This window comes from Micromonospora sp. WMMD967 (genome assembly GCF_029626165.1).
Lineage (GTDB): Bacteria > Actinomycetota > Actinomycetes > Mycobacteriales > Micromonosporaceae > Micromonospora > Micromonospora taraxaci.
In genome coordinates this window covers 5,502,567-5,516,704 of the sequence record NZ_JARUBK010000001.1, presented here as the reverse complement: position 1 = coordinate 5,516,704, position 14,138 = coordinate 5,502,567, and the positions used below count along the sequence as shown (strand labels likewise).

The 14,138-nt window shown below is 72.0% G+C and carries 13 protein-coding genes; 9 read left to right on the top strand and 4 right to left on the bottom strand.

Annotated features, from left to right (window positions below; all coding sequences use genetic code 11):
• The first annotated feature begins 11 nt into the window (after positions 1-11).
• The 3 genes from O7631_RS24950 to O7631_RS24940 are packed head-to-tail and all read left to right on the top strand — an operon-like array spanning position 12 to position 2,712.
• Positions 12-707 carry a response regulator transcription factor gene (locus O7631_RS24950; protein WP_278146482.1) on the top strand — a complete coding sequence of 232 codons (696 nt, stop codon included), beginning with the start codon at positions 12-14 and terminating at the stop codon, positions 705-707.
• Entirely contained in the window at positions 704-2,161 is a 1,458-nt protein-coding gene (locus O7631_RS24945; RefSeq protein ID WP_278146481.1) for a HAMP domain-containing sensor histidine kinase, read from the top strand. The genes O7631_RS24950 and O7631_RS24945 overlap by 4 nt, the downstream gene beginning before the upstream one ends.
• On the top strand, positions 2,158-2,712 hold the full coding sequence (locus tag O7631_RS24940; protein ID WP_278146480.1) for a hypothetical protein: 555 nt from the start codon (positions 2,158-2,160) through the stop codon (positions 2,710-2,712). The genes O7631_RS24945 and O7631_RS24940 overlap by 4 nt, the downstream gene beginning before the upstream one ends.
• Positions 2,713-2,730: 18 nt before the next feature.
• Here the strand turns inward: O7631_RS24940 and O7631_RS24935 are convergent, their stop codons facing one another.
• Genes O7631_RS24935 through O7631_RS24925 form a run of 3 tightly spaced genes read right to left on the bottom strand, consistent with a single transcriptional unit; the run spans position 2,731 to position 6,031 of the window.
• Positions 2,731-3,753, bottom strand: a complete 1,023-nt coding sequence (locus O7631_RS24935; protein ID WP_278146479.1) for a D-alanine--D-alanine ligase family protein — start codon at positions 3,751-3,753, stop codon at positions 2,731-2,733.
• The gene (gene alr, locus O7631_RS24930) at positions 3,750-4,892 is read right to left on the bottom strand and encodes an alanine racemase (protein WP_278146478.1); all 1,143 of its coding nucleotides are present in this window, start codon (positions 4,890-4,892) and stop codon (positions 3,750-3,752) included. Before alr ends, O7631_RS24935 begins: the two co-directional genes overlap by 4 nt.
• Positions 4,889-6,031 carry an acyltransferase gene (locus O7631_RS24925; RefSeq protein WP_278146477.1) on the bottom strand — a complete coding sequence of 381 codons (1,143 nt, stop codon included), beginning with the start codon at positions 6,029-6,031 and terminating at the stop codon, positions 4,889-4,891. The genes alr and O7631_RS24925 overlap by 4 nt, the downstream gene beginning before the upstream one ends.
• Positions 6,032-6,182: 151 nt before the next feature.
• Here O7631_RS24925 and O7631_RS24920 point away from each other — a divergent pair, with 151 nt between their 5' ends.
• A complete protein-coding gene (locus O7631_RS24920) occupies positions 6,183-7,055 on the top strand; it encodes an LLM class F420-dependent oxidoreductase (RefSeq protein ID WP_278146476.1) in 873 nt (290 codons plus the stop codon).
• Between the two features lie 62 nt (positions 7,056-7,117).
• Here the strand turns inward: O7631_RS24920 and O7631_RS24915 are convergent, their stop codons facing one another.
• Positions 7,118-9,379 (bottom strand): catalase, encoded by a 2,262-nt coding sequence (locus O7631_RS24915; protein WP_278146475.1) that lies wholly within the window; start codon positions 9,377-9,379, stop codon positions 7,118-7,120.
• A 184-nt stretch (positions 9,380-9,563) separates the two neighbouring features.
• On the opposite strand from O7631_RS24915, the gene O7631_RS24910 reads away from it, so the two are divergent.
• The 5 genes from O7631_RS24910 (at position 9,564) to O7631_RS24890 (ending at position 14,101) form a co-directional block, all read left to right on the top strand.
• Positions 9,564-10,463 carry an alpha/beta hydrolase gene (locus tag O7631_RS24910; protein WP_278146474.1) on the top strand — a complete coding sequence of 300 codons (900 nt, stop codon included), beginning with the start codon at positions 9,564-9,566 and terminating at the stop codon, positions 10,461-10,463.
• A gap of 133 nt (positions 10,464-10,596) precedes the next feature.
• Positions 10,597-11,382, top strand: a complete 786-nt coding sequence (locus tag O7631_RS24905) for an ATP-binding cassette domain-containing protein (protein ID WP_278146473.1) — start codon at positions 10,597-10,599, stop codon at positions 11,380-11,382.
• A complete protein-coding gene (locus O7631_RS24900; RefSeq protein ID WP_278146472.1) occupies positions 11,379-12,095 on the top strand; it encodes an ABC transporter ATP-binding protein in 717 nt (238 codons plus the stop codon). Before O7631_RS24905 ends, O7631_RS24900 begins: the two co-directional genes overlap by 4 nt.
• 30 nt (positions 12,096-12,125) lie before the next feature.
• A complete protein-coding gene (locus O7631_RS24895) occupies positions 12,126-13,004 on the top strand; it encodes a branched-chain amino acid ABC transporter permease (protein ID WP_278146471.1) in 879 nt (292 codons plus the stop codon).
• A complete protein-coding gene (locus O7631_RS24890) occupies positions 13,001-14,101 on the top strand; it encodes a branched-chain amino acid ABC transporter permease (RefSeq protein WP_278146469.1) in 1,101 nt (366 codons plus the stop codon). The genes O7631_RS24895 and O7631_RS24890 overlap by 4 nt, the downstream gene beginning before the upstream one ends.
• Positions 14,102-14,138 lie beyond the last annotated feature (37 nt).

Sequence of the window (14,138 nt, the reverse complement as noted above, 5' to 3'; positions counted from 1 at the left end):
TACTTGACGACATGTCCCAGGTCCTGCTGATCGAAGACCACCAGACGGTGCGCGACGGACTTCAGTTGGCGCTCACCCGACAGGGCCACACGGTGCACGCCGTGGAGACCGGCGAGCAGGGGTTGGAACGGCTCCGCAGCACCCCCTCCGACGTCGTGGTCCTCGATCTGATGCTGCCCGGGATGGACGGCTTCGAGGTGTGCCGCCGGATCCGGCAGCTCGGCGACCTGCCGATCATCATGCTGACCGCCCGCAACGACGACATGGACGTGGTGGCGGGGCTGGAGGCCGGTGCCGACGACTACGTGGTCAAGCCCGTGCAGGCCCGGGTGCTGGAGGCGCGGATCCGCGCGGTGCTCCGACGGACCGGCGGCGAGTCGCGGCGTGCCGGTGGCGAGCGGCCCGGTCTGGAACAGCACGGCGCGTTGACCATCGACCGGGCCGCGCTGGTGGTCACCAAGGACGGCGTGCCCGTCGGCCTCGCCCCGACCGAGCTGCGTCTGCTGCTCGAACTCTCGCACACGCCGGGTCAGGTGCTCAGCCGCCAGCAACTGCTGGAGGCGGTGTGGGAACACGGTTACCTCGGCGACTCGCGGCTCGTGGACGCGTGCGTCCAGCGGCTGCGCGCCAAGATCGAGGTCGACTCGTCGGCGCCGGTCTTCATCCAGACCGTGCGCGGTTTCGGATACCGGTTCGGGCCGCTGTGACACTCTGGCGCCGGGCCGGCGCGCGGGTCTCGGGCCTGCGGGTCCGGCTGCTCCTGGCGTTCGCGCTGCTCGGCGTGACCACCACGGCCGTCGTGGCCAGCGGCAGCTACGTCCAGGCCCGGACGGTCATCCTCCAACAGGCGCAGGACGCCGCCGTGATGTCGCTGACCGACCAGCTCACCAAGGTCTACCCGATAGTGCGGCTCCCACCCGACCTGAACGAGCTGCACCTTCTGGCCCAGCGCCTGTCCGACCGGGACACGACCACGGTGGTCGTCTACGGGGACCTCCGGTCGCAGGGCTTCGGGGCGGCCGACCCGATCACTCCCGAGCTGCGGCAGGAGGTCGGCGACGGCCACATCGCCTGGCAACGGGTGGTGTTCGACGGAGAACCCAAGCTGCTCATCGGCACCCAGCTGAGGCTCGAACGACCCGACGGCATCACCCGCCCGTCCGGGGTGGAGGTCTATTCGATGCGCAGCCTCCTACCCGAGCAGCAGAGCATCGACCAGCTCGCCGCCCGCGCGTGGCTGACCGGCGGGCTGTCGCTGGTCCTCGCCGTCCTGCTGGCCCTGCTGGCTGCCGGCAGCGTGCTGCGACCCGTACGCGAGTTGGGCCGGGCGGCGCGCAGCCTCGGCGAGGGTGACCTGACCACCCGGCTGGCCGTCCGGGGCGTCGACGAGCTGGCCGACGTGGCGCGGACCTTCAACGAGACCGCCGGGACGCTGGAGCGGCAGGTCGGGGAACTGCGGCGGATGGAGTCCGACGCGCGCCGGTTTGTGGCGGACGTCTCGCACGAACTCCGTACGCCGTTGGCCGCGATGACGGCGGTCACCGACGTGCTCGACGAGGAGGCGGAACACCTGCCCGGGGACGCGGGCCGGGCAGCCCGGTTGGTCAGTCGGGAGACGCAGAACCTCACCCAGTTGGTCAACGACCTCATCGAGGTCAGCAGGTTCGACTCCGGCACGGCACGGCTCGCCCTGGACGATGTGGACGTGGCCGCGGCGGTGACCGCGACCCTGCGCATCCGTGGCTGGACCGACCGGGTACGTGTGGAACTGCCGTCCGGAGTCGTGGCCCGGCTCGACCCCCGCCGGCTGGACGTCATCGTCGCCAACCTGGTCGGCAACGCCTTCCGGCACGGCGCCGAGCCGGTGTCGGTGCGCCTGAGCGCCGACGAAGAGTGGGTCACCATCGAGGTGGCCGACCGAGGGCCCGGACTGGACCCGGAGGTGTTGCCGCACGTGTTCGACCGCTTCTACAAGGCCGACACCGCCCGGACCCGGTCCGAGGGCAGCGGCCTCGGCCTCGCCATCTCCTGGGAGAACGCACGGCTGCACCGCCACGGTGAGCGCCGGGGAAGTCTCGTCGCCGGTAACGGCCCCGGTGGCGGGGCCGTGTTCACGCTCCGCCTGCCTCGCGACACGGCAGACGAGGGAGGTGCCCGGTGAACGGCCGGAGGACGCGGGGCGCGCTGGTCGTCGGCGGGCTGCTCGTCGCAGTGCTCACGGCGGGTTGCGGGGTGCGGCCCAGCGCCGTCATCACCGGTCGCTCCGCGGTCAGCGGCCCCACCCAGGGGATCGGGGTCTACCTGCTCGCGCAGGGCGAACTCACGCTGGTCCTCCGGCAGCCGAAGGCGACCGAGCCCGGTGTCGCGCCCGCCGTGAACTGCGCACCGTCATCCCCGGGCGGCGCGCCCTGCCAGCCGGCTCAGGCCCTCGCCCTGCTCGCGGCGGGTCCGACCGAGGACGAGCGCGCCGGCGGCCTGACCAGCGAGGTGCCCGCCGGGCTCGGCCCGTTCACGGTGACGGTGGCGCGGGAATCCGACCTCACGGTGACGACGACCGGTGCGGTGGGGCCGTTGACGGCCAACGCGGTCGACCAGATCGTCTGCACGGTGACCGACACCGCCACGCAGGTGGGCCTGGTGAACGGTTTCGCCACGGTCGGCGTCGTCGGACCCGACGGCGCTCGGCCGCCTCGGCGGTGCCCGATCAGATGACCGGGCACCCGCCGCCGCTCACACCAGGTCGACCGCCCGTGCCTGCCGAGGAAGTCCGCCGTAGCGGCCCCGGTCCTCGTCGGCCAGCGCGCCGTCGATCAGGATGTCGATCAGGTCGACGAAGCCGAGGCCGGCCTTCTGCCAGATCTGCGGGAACTGCGACGCGGCGGTGAAACCGGGGAAGGTGTTCACCTCGTTCACGATGGGCTCGGGCGACCCCTCGGCGGGCAGGAAGAAGTCCACCCGGAGCAGCCCACGGCAGTCGAGGGCGTGGAAGGCGCGGATCGCCCGGTCCTGGAGCACCTCGGTGGTCGTCGCGTCCAGCGCGGCGGGGATCTGGAAGATCGCGCCGCCGTCGTACTTCGCGTCGTAGTCGAAGAAGCCGGCACCGGTCACCCGGATCTCCAGCGGCGGGCCGGCCTGCACCCGGCCGTCCGGGTGCTGCAGGACCGCCACGTCGATCTCCCGACCCCGGGCCCCCTGCTCGACGAGCACCTTCGGGTCGACCTGTCGGGCCTGCTCCAGCGCGGCGGGAATCCCCGACCAGTCGTCCACCTTGACGACGCCCAGGCTGGACCCGGCCCGAGCCGGTTTGACGAAGACCGGCAGGTCCAGGCGTCGCCGGTCGTCGGGCGACAGGTCCTCGCCCGGCCGCAGGGTCACCCCCGGGCTGACCCGCAGCCCCTCGGCGGCGAGGAGCCGCTTGGTGACACCCTTGTCCATACCGGCGGCGCTGGCGAAGACACCGTTGCCGACGTACGGCACCCCGAGCCACTCCAGCAGCGAGGCGACAGTGCCGTCCTCGCCGTACGGGCCGTGCAGAGCCGGGAACACCACGTCCTGGGCGCGCAGCACGCGAAGCGCCGCAGGGAGTGCCGTCGCGCGTCCGTCGACGTGCCAGCCGCCGTCGGCGTCGATGAGCACCTCGGTGACCCGGTACCGCGCGCGGTCCACGTGGGCGAGGATGCTCGCCGCCGAGCGGCAGGACACGTCGTGCTCGCCGCTCTGCCCGCCGTACAGCACTGCCAGTCGGGTTGTCATGAAATGCGTGCCCTTCCGTGGAGGTGGTCGCGGGCCACCCGGGCCCCGATGCCGGTCAAGATCTCGTGGGGGTTGGTGTCGGCCCAGCGGGCCCACTCGACGACAGTCGGCGGGTCCTGGTCGGCCTCGCACGGGCCGAACACCACGACCGGGTCGCCGATCGCCACGGGAAGGTCCCCGACGTCGACCACGCACTGGTCCATGGCGATGCGCCCGACGATCGGGCACCGCCGGCCGGCGAGCCACACCGAGGCGCGGCCACCCGCGGCGCGGGGGAGGCCGTCGGCGTACCCGAGCGGCAGCAGCGCCAGAGTGGTCGGCGCCCCGGTGACGTGCTCGGGCCCGTAGGAGACGCCGGTGCCGGCCGGCACCCGCTTGACGTTGACCACGCTCGTCCGCACTGTCATCGCTGCGTGCAGCCCGAACTCGCCCGGGCCGGTCGCGCCGAACGGGTCCACGCCGTACAGCGCGATCCCGATCCGGCAGAGGTCGAAGCGGGTCCGTGGCGCCGACAACGCGGCCGCCGAGTTCGCCAGGTGAACCAGTTCGGGGTCGAGGCCCGCCGACCGCGCGATCCGCAGCGCGTCCTCGAAGGTCGTCACCTGGCGGTGCAGCTCGGGGGCGCCCGGGACGTCGGCGTCCATGAGGTGGGACCACACCCCACGCACCCGGATCCCACCCTCCCGTTCGTACTTGCGGGCCCAACCGACCAACTCGGGCCAGTCGTCCCCGGCGGCCCCGTTGCGGGACAAACCGGTGTCGGCCTTGAGCTGCACCATCGCCGGTACGCCGAGCCGATGGACCGCGTCGGCGACGGCGTGCAGGTGCGTCGTCGTCGACACGCCGACGTCGACACCAGCGTTGATCAACTTACCGAAGTCGTCGTTCGGGCCGTGCAGCCAGCTCAACGTGGGCGCTGTCACACCCGCCTCGCGCAGGGTCAGCGCCTCCCTCGTCGAGGTCACCCCCAACCAGCTCGCACCGGCGCGAACTGCCGCCCGCGCCACCTGCACCGCGCCGTGGCCGAACCCGTCGGCCTTCACCACCGCCATCAGGCCGGTGCCGGTCACCGACGCGATCGTCCGCACGTTGGTGGCGATCGCGTCGAGGTCGACGAGCGCCTCGGCCAGGGCGCTCATCGGGACGCCTCCGCGCGGCGAGGGCCGGGTAGGGCGAACAGCCAGCCCGCCCGGACCGCCAGCAGGCCACGGTGCACGGCCAGGCTCAGGCCGATCACCAGGCCGGTCAGCAGAACCGGATATCCGAGCACGATCAGGCCCTGAGCGGACGCGCCCAGCTCCGAAACCGGTACGAGCAACAGCCGGTGCAGCAGAGCCAGGACCGGCATGTGGACGACGTAGATCGGCAGGGTGATGCGGCCGAGACTAGCCAGCGGTTTGCCGAGCGCCGACCAGCGAGCCAGCTGGGCAGCTGCGGTTATGCCGAAGATCACTGCCACGACGGAGACCGCCGGCCACACGCCGAACCACTGCTGCGCGCCGGCCGCCGCCATCGCGGCGAGCGCGAGGACGTAGCCCACCGAGGTCAGCAGGAGACGGCGCCGGCCGGCGGTCTCCGCCCACCACTGGATCCGCGGTCGCAGGTACAGGCCGGCGAGGAAGAACACCAGGTTCTCGTAGAGGCCACCACGGTTGCCCGGTGTGTCGAGCAGGCCGGCGGCGGCGACCGCGGACAGCACCCCGGCGGGTACGAGCACCAGCGCCCAGGGCGCCCGACGGGTCGCCTTGGCGATCGTGAAGTACACCGCCAGGGCGTACAGGTACCAGAGGTTGGACGGCGTGATGGTGAGCTGCTCCAGCACGCCGAGGGCGGAGGTGGCGCGGTCGGTCGGCAGGTCGGGGGCGGCGGCGAGGACCGCGGTGTGGATCAGGAGCCAGAGGGCGTACAGGTAGAGGAACCCGGCGACCCGGCTGCGGGCCACGACCCGCCACGGCCGCTGGGCGGCGTTTGCCGCGAAGACGCCCGAGATGGTGAAGAACAACGGCATCCGCAGCGGAAGGAACTGCTCACCCAGCGTCCCCCACAGGCCCGGCACCGGTACGCCGACGTGCCAGTCGATCTGTAGGTAGTCCTTCACGACGACGTGCCACAGGACGACGAGGACGATGCAGGCGCCCTTCGCGGCGTCGGCCCACTCCGCCCGCTGCGATCGTCCCTCCGTGCGGGTCGTCCCGGTCCGGTGCCGGTGGCGGAACCGGGCGCGCGTCTCGTCGGGCGGCAGCTCGGCGACCCGGGATCCGGTCAGCTGTTGGATCATTCATCGGAAGGTGCCAGCCGGATATCCGCACGTGATCCACGGATTGTCATGAACCGGTAATAGAGGCTGCCGGGCCCGACTCGCAGGGCGGTTCCGAGGCGCCCCCTACGGGCGCCGGACGGGACTAGGCTCGTCTTCGGAGGTGCCGACCATGAAGCTCGGACTGCACTACTGGAACTACTCGACCCCGGCCGACCCGACCGCCATCGCACCGACGTTGGCGGAGACGGCCACCACCGCCGAGCATGCCGGCGTCGCGTCGTTCACGGTGATGGACCACTTCTTCCAGATGGACGCGGTCTTCGCGGCCGAGGAGCCGATGCTGGAGGCGTACACCACGCTGGGTTTCGTCGCCGGGCAGACGCAGCGGATGACGCTGGGCGTGCTGGTCACCGGTGTGATGTACCGCTACCCGGGGTTGCTCGCCAAGACCGTGACGACCCTCGACGTGCTCTCCGGCGGGCGCGCCCGCCTCGGCATCGGCGCCTCCTGGTACGAGCGGGAGCAACTCGGGCTGGGTGTGCCGGTCGTCCCGGTGGCCGAGCGGTTCGAGCGTTTGGAGGAGACGCTGCGCATCTGCCGGCAGATGTGGAGTGCCGACGACGGCCCGTTCAACGGCAAGCACTACCAGCTCGCCGAGACCATCAACTCACCGCAGCCGTTGAGCCGGCCGCACCCGCCCATCATGATCGGTGGTGGGGGTGAGAAGAAGACGCTGTTGCTGGTGGCCCGCTATGCCGACGCCTGCAACCTGTTCGGTCGCGGTGGGATCGACGACGTCGCCCGCAAGCTGGACGTGCTGCGCGGGCACTGCGCCGCCGAGGGCCGTGACTACGACACCATCGAGAAGACGGTGGTCGCCTCCCGGGCGCCGCTGGACGACGTCGACGCGTTCCTCGCCGAGGTGTCCGAGTACGCCGCGCTCGGCGTGAGTGAGGTGCAGGTGACACCGGATCGGCACCCGGTCGAGTTCGCCCAGCGGCTCGGCGACGAGGTGTTGCCGCGGTTGGCCGACGTCGGCTGATCTCGCCGCGACGAGGGCCGCCCCCCGGTGCAGCCGGAGGACGGCCCTCGTTCGGTGGCGGGTCAGGCGATTGCGGCGGGGAACCGTTCCCATACCCGGTGTGCGGCCATCAACTGCTGCACCGCCGTCAGGGCCTCGGCTCCGGAGCCCGCCGCGACGACGCCGGGAGTGCCGGCCACCCCGACCTGTTCCAACACGCTGACGCCGGCGCCCCAGGCGCCGATCGCCTTGGCGTGCCGCCAGCACTCCTCGACCAGCAGCAGCACGCGGGGATCCACGGCGGCCGGGCCGGGCCGGCCCGCCTTGTCGTCGCGGGCGGGGAGGGCGTCCGGTGCGGGCACCGGCGCTCCGGCCAGCAGGACCGCGTCGAACTCGACCGACCGGCCGGTGGCGAAGGTCCGCTGCACCGGCAGGTCGGCCACCATGCCACCGCGCGGGGCGATGAGCAACGGCACCATGCCGGCCTCGAACACGGCCCGCCGGACCTCGGCGACACCGTCCAGGTCACCGTCCGGGTCGACCACGATCCCGACGGTACGACCGTCGCTCGGCCACTCCCGGCCGACCTGCGACAGCGCCGGGCTGGGCGTGACGTCGGCGAGCGGCGCGCTGGGCTGCGGCGCGGGCAGTCCCAGACCGGCGGCGACCTGCTCGCACAGCACCGGGTCGATGTTGGCGAGGCTCCGCAGTTGGCGTTCCTTGATCTCCTGGTGGTAGCACTTGCCGAGCTCGAAGGTGTACGCCCGGATGATGTGCTCCTTCTCGACCGGCGACATGCTCGCCCAGAACAGGCGTGCCTGGCTGTAGTGGTCGTCGAACGAGACCGGGTTCGCCCGCACCTTGGGCGCCTCCGCGACGGTGACCGGCACGTCGACGAACGCCTGCTCGGCGTCGCCGGCGGGGAAGGGGTTGCCACCGTCGAGCGAGTTCGGTCGGTACGGCGCGACACCCGCGTGCACGGCGTGCTGGTGGAACCCGTCGCGCAGCATGTCGTTCACCGCCGCGTGCGGCCGGTTGATCGGGATCTGCGAGAAGTTCGGCCCACCCAGGCGGGTGAGCTGCGTGTCGACGTACGAGAAGAGCCGGCCCTGCAACAGCGGGTCGTTCGTGACGTCGATGCCCGGCGGGAGGTGACCCAGGTGGAAGGCCACCTGCTCGGTCTCGGCGAAGAAGTTCGTCGGCGTCCGGTTGAGGACCAGCCTGCCGATGGGCTGCACCTCGGCCAGCTCCTCCGGCACGATCTTCGTCGGGTCGAGCAGGTCGATGCCGGCGAAGGTCTCCTCGGGAGTGTCGGGGAAGACCTGGATGCCCAGTTCCCACTCCGGGTACGCGCCGGCCTCGATGGCGTCGTAGAGGTCCCGACGGTGGAAGTCCGGGTCCATCCCGCTCAACATCTGGGCCTCCTCCCAGGTGAGGGAGTGCACGCCCAACTTCGGCTTCCAGTGGAACTTGGCCAGCACCGTCTCCCCGGCCTCGTTGACGAGGCGGAAGGTGTGCACGCCGAAGCCCTCCATCGTCCGGTAGGAGCGCGGGATGCCCCGATCGGACATGTTCCACAGCGCGTGGTGCTGCGCCTCGGTGTGCAGCGAGACGAAGTCCCAGAAGGTGTCGTGGGCGCTCTGCGCCTGCGGGATCTCCCGGTCCGGGTGCGGCTTGCCGGCGTGGATGATGTCGGGGAACTTGATGGCGTCCTGGATGAAGAACACCGGCATGTTGTTGCCGACCAGGTCGAAGGTGCCCTCGTCGGTGTAGAACTTCGTCGCGAAGCCGCGGGTGTCGCGGACGGTGTCGGCCGAGCCACGCGAACCGAGCACTGTGGAGAAGCGCACGAAGACGTCGGTCTCCCGGCCCTTCTTCAGGAACCCGGCCCGGGTGACCGCCTCGCCGGTGCCGTACGCGGTGAACACGCCGTGCGCACCGGCGCCCCGCGCGTGCACGACCCGCTCGGGGATGCGTTCGTGGTCGAAGTGCGTGATCTTCTCGCGTAGGTGGTGGTCCTGGAGCAGCACCGGGCCGCGCGGCCCGGCCTTGAGCGAGTGGTCCGTGTCGCGCAGTCGTGCGCCGTTGGCGGTCGTCAGGTACGCGCCCTGCTGACCCTTCGCGGTGGGCGGCACGCCGGTCTCGGCGCCGGTCGGCGTCCGCGTCTGCGGTGCTCCCTGTTCCGGCTTCGGCGGCAGCGGGTCGTGCGGCGTCGTCGGTTCCTCGACGGTTGGTGGCGCGCTTCCCGGCGCACCCGGCACATCGGGGGTCAGGGCGTCGGCGATCTTTCCGGAGGCGGTCTTCACGGCGTTCTTGACCGCCTCGGCGGGCTTGCTGGAATCCACGTGGTGAACCTCTCGATGGCGCGTGTACGGGCAGGCGCCTGCCCTGCTACCCCTGGTCGGAGGGCCGAAACACGGCTGATCACGGCAAATGCCGCCAGGACTGGTGATTCTGCCGATGCGGCGACCGGCCGACCGGCCAAAACTGACACACGTCGATATCCCTCGACCCTAGGGAGTGCCCGACGTGTCCTCACCAACCACCACCCGTCCCCGTTCCGTCGCAGCCCGGGCCACCCGGCTCGCCCTCGCAGCCGTCCTGGCCGCCGGCGGAGCCCTGGCCGGATCGACCGGCGCCGCCCAGGCGGCCGGCCCGTACGAGCGGGGCCCCGCTCCGACCACCGCCATCCTGGAAGCCAGCCGCGGGCCCTTCGCCACGGCGTCACAGAGCGTGTCCTCGCTCAGCGTCACCGGCTTCGGTGGCGGCGTCATCTACTACCCGACCAGCACCAGCGAGGGCACCTTCGGCGCCATCGCCATCTCGCCCGGCTACACCGCCTCGTGGTCCAGCATCAGCTGGCTCGGCCCGCGGATCGCCTCGCACGGGTTCGTGGTGATCGGCATCGAGACCAACACCCGCCTCGACCAGCCGGACAGCCGGGGCCGGCAGCTGCTCGCCGCGCTGGACTACCTCACCCAGCGCAGCTCGGTGCGCAGCCGCATCGACAGCAGCCGGCTCGCGGTGGCGGGTCACTCCATGGGCGGCGGGGGCAGTCTGGAAGCGGCCTCGTCCCGGCCGTCGTTGCAGGCCGCCGTGCCGCTGGCGCCGTGGAACCTGGACAAGAGCTGGTCCGAGCTGCGGGTGCCCACGCTGATCATCGGTGGCGAGAGCGACAGCGTCGCCCCCGTCGCGACGCACTCGGTGCCGTTCTACAACAGCATCCCGGCCTCCGCCGAGAAGGCGTACCTGGAGCTGAACGGGGCGAGCCACTTCTTCCCGCAGACGACGAACACCCCCACCGCCCGGCAGATGGTGGCCTGGTTGAAGCGGTTCGTCGACGACGACACCCGCTACGAGCAGTTCCTCTGCCCCGGCCCGAGCGGCTCGGCCATCCAGGAGTACCGCAACACCTGCCCCAGCGCCTGATCGTGGTCCCGGGGCGGTCGCCGACGGCGGCCGCCCCGTCCGCGTGGTCGGCGCATTGAAGGTCTTGACGCGATACCCGAGAAACGTACACTGCGAGTGTAAATAAACACCCGCCACGACAGAGGGATGGGTGATGGAGCGCGGCCTCGAACTGCACCACATCGGCGTCCGTTTCGGCGGCCTCACCGCCCTCGACGACGTCTCGCTGCGGGTGCCACCCAACCGGGTGGTGGGCGTGATCGGGCCCAACGGCGCGGGCAAGACCACGCTGTTCAACGTGATCTGCGGCTTCGTCGCGCCGGAGACGGGTTCGCTCACCCTCGACGGTCGGCCGCTCCGGCCGCGGCCACACCGGCTGACCCGGCTCGGCATCGCCCGCACCCTTCAGGGCACCGGGCTCTTCGCCGGTCTGACCGTGCTGGAGAACGTGATGACCGGCGCCTCGCACACCGCCCGTGCGGGGTTCGTCCCGGCGCTGCTCGGGCTGCCGGCCAGCGACCGTGACGAGCGCCGGCTGCGCCAGCACGCCCTGGACATCCTCGACGACCTGGGCATCGCCGCGCACGCCGAGGCCGCACCGACCACGCTGCCCTTCGCGGTACGCCAGCGGGTCGCCCTGGCCCGCGCGCTCGCCGCCCGGCCCCGGCTGCTCCTGCTCGACGAGCCCGCCGGTGGCCTCGGCGCCGACGACATCGCCGAGTTGGCGGAGCTGATCCGCCAGCTTCCCCGGCGCGACGACGATCCCTGCGCGGTGCTGCTCGTCGAGCACCACATGGACCTGGTGATGGCGGTCTGCGACGAGCTGGTGGTGCTCGACTTCGGCCGCGTCATCGCCGCCGGCACCCCGGACGAGGTCCGCGACGACCCGGCGGTCACCGACGCCTACCTCGGTGCCACCGTCGAGGAGGTGACCCCGTGACCGATCTGCTCGTCGTGCGCGGGCTGGTGGCCGGCTACGGCGCCGCGCCCGTGTTGCAGGCCGTCGACCTCACCGTCCCGGCGGGCACGATCGCCGCTGTCGTGGGCGCCAACGGCGCCGGGAAGACGACCCTGCTCCGTGCGCTCTCCGGCATGATCCGGCCGGCCGCCGGTCAGGTCGTCCTGGCCGGGGAGGACCTTCGGGGTACGCCGGTGGAGCAGCTAGTCCGACGCGGCATGGCGCACGTGCCGGAAGGTCGGGGCGTGATCAGCGAGTTGACCGTCGACGAGAACCTGCGGCTCGGTGGGCTGTGGCGGCGCGACCGGGCCGACGCCGGTCGGGCCCTCGACGAGGTCTACGAGCTCTTCGAGCCCCTGGCCCGTCGCCGTCGGCACCTCGGCCACCAGCTGTCCGGCGGTGAGCGTCAGATGCTCGCGCTCGGCCGGGCCCTGGTCGGTCGCCCCCGCCTGCTGTTGCTCGACGAGCCGTCGCTCGGCCTGGCACCACGGGTGGTCGCCCGGACCATGGCCCTGCTCCGCCAGCTCCGCGACCGCACCGGCCTGACCGTGTTGCTGGTCGAGCAGAACGTCCGCAGCGCGCTCGCCGTCGCCGACCAGGGGATCGTGATGTCCCTCGGCCGGGTGGTGATCGCCGCCCCGGCGGCGAAGCTGCGCGACGACGTCGACCTGCGCCACGCGTACCTCGGTTTCTGACCACCACCTCGTCCCCCGGAGGGAGGACTGTTGGACCGCTTCGTCTTCCTCACCGTCGACGGCCTGTCCCGGGGCGCGGTGTATGCCGCGTTCGCGCTGGCCCTGGTGCTCATCTGGCGGGCGGCGCGGGTCGTCAACTTCGCCCAGGGCGCGATGGCCGTCGCCGCCGCGTACGTCGCGTACTCCGTCGCCGCCGCGACCGGCTCCTACTGGCTGGGCTTCGTGGTCGCGATCGTCGCCGGCCTGGTGCTCGGCGCGGTGGTGGACCGCGTCGTGATGCGGCACGTCGACCATGCCTCACCGCTCAACCCGGTTATCGTCGCGCTCGGGCTGGTGCTGTTGATCCAGGCCGTGCTGGGCATGGTGTACGGCAACGAGTTCCGTCCCGCCGAGGCGCCGTTCAGCAGGGCCGCCCTCAGCGTGGGCGGCGTCGCCGTGCTGTCGCCGTACGACCTGTTCGTCTTCGCCGCGATCGGGGTGGTGGTCAGCGGCCTCGCGTGGATGTTCGCGCGTACCCCGGTGGGGTTGCGGATGCGCGCGGCGGCCTTCGCGCCCGAGGTGTCCCGGCTGCTCGGGGTCAACGTCGGGGGCATGTTGACCCTCGGTTGGGCGCTGGCGTCCGGGGTGGGCGCGCTGGCCGCCATGCTGGTCATTCCGACCGAGCTGGGCCTGCATCCGCACGCGATGGACCTGGTGTTCGTCTCGGCGTTCACGGCGGCGGTGGTGGGTGGGCTGGACAGCCCGCCGGGCGCTGTGGTCGGCGGGCTGGTGGTGGGTCTGCTGCTCTCCTACGTGAGCGGGTACGCCGGCAGTGATCTCACGCCGCTCGCGGTGCTGGTCCTGCTGCTGGCGGTGTTGTTGGTCCGGCCCGGCGGGTTGTTCGCCCCGGTCGCGGCGAGGCGGGTGTGAGCGCCACGAAGGCGGCGCTGCCGCCGCGGCACCGGCCGGACGACGCCGCTGACCGGCCCGTCGACCGGCGACGGGGCTCGACCCTGCTGCGCCACCTCGCGGTGGTGCTCGCCGTCGGGTTGGTGCTGGTGGGGGTCAGCTATGCCGTCGAGCCGTTCCGGAACTTCCAGCTCGCTACTGTGGCGGCCTATTTCTGCGCGACCGCCGGGCTGACCGTCCTCACCGGCCTCAACGGTCAACTGTCGCTCGGGCACGGGGCGTTGATGGCCACCGGCGCGTACACGGTGGCTCTGTGTCAGACCGCGTTCGCCGACCGGGGGATGACCGGCGGCTGGCTGTTGCCGCTCTCGCTGGTCGCGGCGATCGTCAGCACCGTCGCGGTCGGCGCGGTGGTGGGTGTGGCCGCGGCCCGGCTGCGGGGCCCCTACCTGGCCGGGGTGACGCTCGCGGTGGCCATCGTCGTGCCGGCGCTGGCGGTGACCTTCGACGGCGTGTTCAACGGGGAGCAGGGGTTGTCCGTGCCGGTGGAGCCGCCACCGTTGGCCCTCGGCCCGTACTTCCCCTACGAGCGGTGGCAGCTCTGGCTGACCGGGGCGGCGACCATGCTCGCCCTGCTGTTGCTGGCCAACCTCATCCGCAGCCGGTACGGGCGGACCTTCCGGGCGGTCCGGGACGACGAGGTGGCGGCCCGTCTCGCCGGCATCCACGTGGCCCGCACCCAGGTCCTCGCGTTCGTGGTCAGTGCCGCCACCGCCGGGCTCGGCGGCGCGTTGCTGGCGGTCCTCGCGCAGAGCGTCTCCCCGGGGGCGTTCTCGCTGACCCTGTCGCTGTTCCTGTTGATGGCCGTGGTGATCGGTGGGCTCGGCCGTCTCACCGGCGCGTTGTGGGGGGCCGTCCTGCTGGTCGCCCTGCCCGACCTCACCCACTCCGTGACGGAGATGCTCACGCTCTCGCCCGCTGTGGCGCAGCGGCTGGAGGGCAACCTCCCGCTGGCGATCTTCGGCCTCACCCTGATCGTCGTCATGATCGCCGCCCCCGGCGGCGTGCAGGGACTGCTGTCCCGTCTTGGTCGGCGCCTGCGGGCCCGGCGTTCCTGAGCTGTTCTCCAGTCCGGCCCCGGCCGGGCGCCCCACC

Bases quoted from the DNA above. Each gene is read 5' to 3' on its own strand.
- O7631_RS24905 (WP_278146473.1), top strand. From the start codon at position 10,597: ATGGAGCGCGGCCTCGAACTGCACCACATCGGCGTCCGTTTCGGCGGC.
- O7631_RS24925 (WP_278146477.1), bottom strand. From the start codon at position 6,031: ATGATCCAACAGCTGACCGGATCCCGGGTCGCCGAGCTGCCGCCCGAC.
- O7631_RS24935 (WP_278146479.1), bottom strand. From the start codon at position 3,753: ATGACAACCCGACTGGCAGTGCTGTACGGCGGGCAGAGCGGCGAGCAC.
- O7631_RS24920 (WP_278146476.1), top strand. From the start codon at position 6,183: ATGAAGCTCGGACTGCACTACTGGAACTACTCGACCCCGGCCGACCCG.
- O7631_RS24950 (WP_278146482.1), top strand. From the start codon at position 12: ATGTCCCAGGTCCTGCTGATCGAAGACCACCAGACGGTGCGCGACGGA.
- alr (WP_278146478.1), bottom strand. From the start codon at position 4,892: ATGAGCGCCCTGGCCGAGGCGCTCGTCGACCTCGACGCGATCGCCACC.